Origin of the sequence: Mycobacterium sp. (assembly GCF_035499775.1) — a bacterium.
Taxonomy (GTDB): domain Bacteria; phylum Actinomycetota; class Actinomycetes; order Mycobacteriales; family Mycobacteriaceae; genus Mycobacterium.
Window position 1 is genome coordinate 1 of the sequence record NZ_DATJYB010000232.1, and the last position, 6,105, is coordinate 6,105.

Below are 6,105 nucleotides of genomic sequence, written 5' to 3' on the forward strand. Positions count from 1 at the left end.
GCCCACATCCAGTTGGCGTGCAGTTGCGGGCCGGCCTCCGTGTCGGTGTTGGTCTCCAAGGTGACGGCGTTGACCTCGACGGTGTGCATCAGCGGCATCGGCAACCCGGCGCTGGTGCTGTCGGCGGGCAGCGGGCAGACTCCCCACCCGTCACTGCCCGCCGCGGCGCCGAGGCGGCCCAGGTAGTTGAACCCGATCGCCGGCTCCGGCCCGGTCAGCTCGACATCGGTGTTCAGATAGCGCAGGACACCGTAGGTCAGCGGGTCCGGAAGGGCGCGGAGCTGCTCCTTAGCGTCCTTGACCACCGCCCCCAGGCTCGCCCCGCCGGCCACAACCTGCGCCCAGGGCAGCTTCAGCGTCAAGGCCACCGGGTACTTGGCGGTAAACCAGCCTACGGTGCGCGACAGATCGAGATCGGCCGCCACGTCCTCGTGTCGCCCGTGGCCCTCGACATCGATGCCGATCGGGGCGCTGCCGGTGCCCAGGAATTCCGTGCAGGCCAACCCGAATGCGATCAACAAGATGTCCTGGATCCCGGTGTGGAACGCCGCCGGCACCGCACCCAGCAGCATGCGGGTGGTCTCGACATCCAGCGACTCCGACAAGTGCCCGGCGGTGGCGAACGTGTCGATCGCGGGGCGCACCGCGGGCAGCGCCGCAGGAGCTTCCAGCACCTGCCGCCAGGCGTCAGCCTGATCCGCCACCGCGGGGCGGCGCGCATACTCGCCCAGCAGCGACGCCCACCGCTGAAACGACGTTCCGCCCGCCGGCAACACCACCGGCCGCCCGCCACGATGCTGGGCCCAGCCGGTGACGAGGTCCTCGAGCAATATCCGCCAGGACACTCCGTCGACGGCCAGATGATGAATCATCAGCACCAGTTGACCGCTGGGGCCCACCCACAACGCGCTCAGCATCGTCCCGGTGGCCGGATTCAGCCGGGCGCGGGCACCCACCACCGCGTCGTCGGACAGCGCGTCCACCGTTTGCAGGCATTTGCCCGCATCCACCGAACCCGGTTCGGATACCCGTAACGACCACTCTCCGGTGGCGTCGTCGTCGACGTGCAACCGCAGCATCGCGTGCCGATTGAGCAGGGCCTGCAACACGACCACCACATCGGTCGCGGCGACGCCCGCCGGAACCTGCACCACCACTGTCTGGTTGAACTGCCCAACCGGGCTGTTCACACCCTGCAGCCACCGCATGATCGGGGTGGCCACCACCTGGCCGACGCCTTCGTCGATCACGCCGGCCGCACCGTCGGCCACCCGGGCCAGCCCGGCTAATCCTCTGACGGTCTGCTCGACGAAAATATCGCGCGGCTTGCACACCACACCGGCCGCGCGCGCCCGCGCCACCACCTGCATCGACAGGATGCTGTCCCCACCCAGCTCGAAAAACGCCTCGTCGACGCCGACCCGCTCCAGCCCCAACACCTCGGCGTAGATGCCGGCCAGGATCTCCTCGACCGCGCCGGCCGGAGCGCGGTAACGGCCGGCGTCCTGGTAGTCCGGCGCGGGCAGGGCCTTGCGGTCCAGCTTGCCCGAGGAGGTCAACGGGAACTCGTCGAGCACGACGATGTGCGCCGGGACCATGTATTCCGGCAGCCGCGCCCGCAACCGTTGGCGCACCGCGCTGATCTTGGTGTTGGCGTGGGGTTCATTCGCGTGCGTCGTTCCGGCGCCAGGCAGGTAGACATCGGTCAGCGCGTCACCAGTGGGCAGCATGAAAACGGCATCCACGGTGCCGGGCTGAGCGCCCCAGGTGACGACGACGTGATATCCGGCGGCTTCGCCGGCGCGGTGCAGTTCTTCGGGGGTCGTGGCTTCAGGGGACGCGGCCACGGGTGGCCCGGCGGCCAGCGCCCGTTCGGCCTGGACGTCGGTGATCAGCTCGGCGCGCGGAATTCCGGTGACCCGCACCGCGGCGGGTTGCTCGGCTGTCAGCCGGGCCTGCAGCCCGTCCGGGCCCGCGTATCCGGTCCACGCCCACGTGGATGCCGCAGCCAGCGAACGCACCCGGGTGGGCGTCTTGTGGACCACGACGTCGTAGCGGTAGCGGGTGAGCTCGTTGTCGGCCCAACCGCGTTTGACCTGGACGCCCAGTCCGGCCACCGCCGGATGATCGGCGGCCCAAGTCGTGAAAAACTCTGGCGCCAGCAGCAATTCGGATTCGCTGACCACGGCGCGCCGGACGCGTTGGCGGATCTCGGCGGGCTCGGCGCCGTCGTCGGAGCGGGCCAGCGCGATCGCGGTTTGCAGCGCACCCTGCAGGGCGTGGTTGCGCACGTCGCCGACGAACAGCGCCCCGCCGGGGGCCAGCAGCTCCATGGCGTTGTCGAGGACCTCGGCCAGATATCCCGCGTTGGGGAAGTACTGGACTACCGAGTTGAGAATGACGGTGTCGAAGTGGCCCTGCGGCAGATTGTCGGTGACGTGGGCGGGCTGGCTGAGCAGCTCGACGCGATCACGCCACGGCATCTGTTCCAGCGAGCGGGCCAGGTTCTCGATCGTCACCGCCGACATGTCGGTCGCCACGTAGCGCTCGCAGTGCGGGGCGACCTGCGACAACACCAACCCCGAACCCGCGCCGATCTCCAGCACCCGCCGCGGCCGCAGAGCCAGGATCCGAGCTACCGTGGCCGCACGCCACTCCACCATCTCCGGCAGCGGAATCGGGTCACCGGTGTAGCTGCTGTCCCAGCCGCGAAAATCCATGCCGAACTCCGGCGCCCCGGCCTCGGCGCCGTACAACTCGTCGTACAGGTGTTGCCACTGGTCGACGATTTCGGCGTCCAGGTCCGCGTCGGCGGTGTGGTCGAGGGTGAGGTAGGCGACGAGGTGGGCGGCGGTGCCGTTGTGATGCACGGCGGCGACGGCCTGGGCGACCTGCGGGCAGTCCAGCAGGGCGTTTTCGATTTCGCCCAGCTCGATGCGATACCCGCGGACCTTGACCTGCTCGTCGGCGCGGCCGACGTAGTGCAGTTGCCCGTTGGCACGCCACTGCGCCAGATCCCCGGTGCGATACATGCGCGCCCCGGGTCCCCCGAACGGGCAGGCCACAAACCGCGACCCAGTCAGCCCCGCCCGGCCCAGGTAGCCGGCGGCCACCCCGGCACCGGCCACGTACAACTCCCCGACCACACCGGCGGACACCGGCCGCAGCCACCCGTCCAGCACGAAAAAGCCCAGATGGGCCAGCGGCACCCCGATCGGGCTGTCGGTGCTGTCGGCGTCGGCGGCGACGATCTCCCGCACCGAGGCATGCACCGTCGTCTCGGTGGTGCCGTACAGGTTGAACATGCGCGGTGACCCAGGGTGCTGCAGCCAGGTCCGCAGGCGTGGTGGTTGCAGCGCCTCGCCGGCGAACAGCACAGCCTCGAGCGCCAGCTGCTGTCCCGGGTCGGCGGTCTGCAGCGCAGAGAACGCAGACGGCGTTTGGCTGAGGACGCTGACGTGTTCGCTGACCAGTAGGGCATGGAAGTCTTCGGGTGAGCGGGTGACCTCTTCGGGCACCACCACCAGCCGCCCACCCGCCAGTAGCGCGCCGAAGATCTCGCACACCGAGACATCGAAGGCCAGGGAATGCCACTGCGACCACACCCCCGCCGGGGGCAGATGCGCACGCAGCGCCTCCAGCAACCCGATGACGTTGTGGTGGGTCACGGCGACGCCCTTGGGGACTCCCGTCGTTCCCGAGGTGTAGATCAGGTAGGCGATCTCGTCGGGGGCCGGCGCCGGCAACGCCGTGCCCGGGTAGCCGGAGAGGGCGGGATCCTCGAAATCGACGACCCGCAAGCCGTGTCCGTCCAGCCGGTCGGCCAGCGCGGCGGTGGTGACCGCGGCGATCGGCGCGGCGTCGGCGAGCATGAACCCGATCCGGGCCGACGGCAGGCCCGGGTCGATCGGTAGATAGGCCGCCCCGGTTTTCAGCACCGCCACGACAGCGACGATCGCCTGCGCCGAGCGCGGAAACAGCAGCGCCACAGTCTGTCCCGGGCCCACACCGTCGGCGGCCAGCAGGTGCGCCAACCGGTTCGCGGCCTCCTCGAGCTCGCGATAAGTCATCGAGCGGCCCTCGAAGGTCAGCGCGACCGCTTCGGGGGTGCGCGCCACCTGGGCGGCCCACAGCACCGGAATCGACGACTCGGTGGCCGACGCCTCCCCGGCCAATACCGCCCGGTTGCCCCACCCATCCAGCCGGGCGTGCTCGGCGGTGTCGAGCAGATCCAGCGACGAGAGCCGCCGAGTCGGGTCGGCGGTCATGCCCGCCAACACCCGCTGGAAGCGCATGATCAGTGCCTGGACGCTGTCGGCGTCGAACACGTCGCTGTCGAATTCGACGCGAAGGCCGAGTTCACCGCCCGGCAGGGCTTGGATCGTCAGCGGGTAGTGGTTGTAGTCGTGCCGGGTCATCTCGGTGATGGCCAGCTGGTGTGCGCCCGACAGCGCGGCGGCGTCGATCGGGAAGCTCTGGTACACGAAAAGGGCGTCGAAGAGCCTTTCGTGACCGGTGAGGCGGTGGATCTCGCTCAGTGCCAGGTGCTGATGCTCGAGCGTGGCGTGGTGCGCGCTGTGCAGCTGATCGAGCAGCCCTGCGGTGGTGGTCGCCGGCGTGAGTGTCGCCCGCACCGGCACCGTGTTGATCAACAGCCCCACCATCGATTCCGCGCCGACCAGCTCGGTGGGCCTGCCCGAGACGGTGGTCCCGAAGGCGACATCATGCTGACCGGTCAGCCACGTCAGCAGCTGCGCGAAGGTGCCCTGCAAGACGATGTTGACGGTGGTGTGGCTGGCGCGCGCGAGTTCGCCGACCGCGCGGGTGGTTTGCTCGGGCAGCCGGAACAACGTGGCACCGCGCGGGGCCGGGCCTGACCGATCCGGCGGACCGACCAGGGTCGGGGCGTCAAAGCCGGCGAACACCTGGTGCCACGCCGCCTGGGCGGCGGGCTGGTCTCGATCGGCCAGCCAGGCGACAAATTTGCGGTAAGACGCCGTCGCGGCCAGCCGCTGCCGGTGATAGCCGGCGAATATCTCCTGCAGCACGATCGGCATCGACCAGCCGTCGACCACGATGTGGTGGTTGGTCAGCACAAAGCGATGACTGCACCGTCGGTCGTCGGCGACGCGGATCAGCACCGCCCGAAACGCCGGCGGATGAGCCAGATCGCATACCGCGGCGCGTTCGGCGGCGCACACCCGCTGGATCTGCTCGTCGGCATCGCCGCCCCCGACTTCGATGTACCGCCACGCCGCCGCGGGCTCGGCCGGGATGATCTGCACCGGCTCGTCGAACTGTTCGCAGAACCGCGCCGCCAGGTTCGGATGCCGGCTGACCACCGCCTGCACCGCATCGCGCAGGCGGTGCGGGTCGAGGGCACCGGCCACGGCGAAATCCAGCTGCACCGCGTACACATCGTCGTGGTTGCCCTGCGCGGCGGCGGCGTGGAAGAGCAGCCCTCGCTGCATCGGGGTCAGCGGCAAAATGTCAGCGATCCGGTGTTGCCGCTGTAGCTCGTCGATCTGCTGCTGGCTCAACCGCGCCGGCACGATGTCCGACGGCGTCAACCCGCCGCCACCGCGACGGACATGCGCACAAATTCCGCTCAGGGCCTCAAACCACAGCCGGCCGACCCGCTCGACCTGCGCGCGATCGACAGCCGATGGGGCCCACAGCCAGTTAGCGTGCAATTGCGGACCGGCCCCGGCGTCGACCGTGACGGCGTTGACCTCCACGGTGTGAAGCAGCGGCATGGACAACCCCGCGTTGCTGTCGGCGAGCCGAGGACCGATGTGCCAGGCCGCACCGGCCGCCGGTGTCGGGACGCCCAGGCGGCCCAGGTAGTTGAATCCGATCGCCGGGTCCGGCCCGGCCAGTTCGACATCGGAGTTCAGGTAGCGCAGCAAACCATAGGTCAGACCGTCCGGCAGAGCCCGAAGCTGCTCTTTGACGTCCTTGATCACCGGTCCCAGCTCCGGGCTACCCGCCATCACCTGCGCCCAGGACACCCCGCCTAACTTCAGCGCCACGGGATATTTGGCGGTGAACCACCCGACCGTGCGCGACAAGTCCACCCCGGGAGCCAGCTCCTCGTGGCGCCCG

At 69.6% G+C, this 6,105-nt stretch carries 1 protein-coding gene; it reads right to left on the reverse strand.

Features of this window, described 5'->3' with window-relative positions; genetic code table 11:
* Positions 1-6,105: non-ribosomal peptide synthetase (locus tag VML93_RS15535; protein ID WP_325611938.1), on the reverse strand; the 6,105-nt coding region annotated here is incomplete at both ends.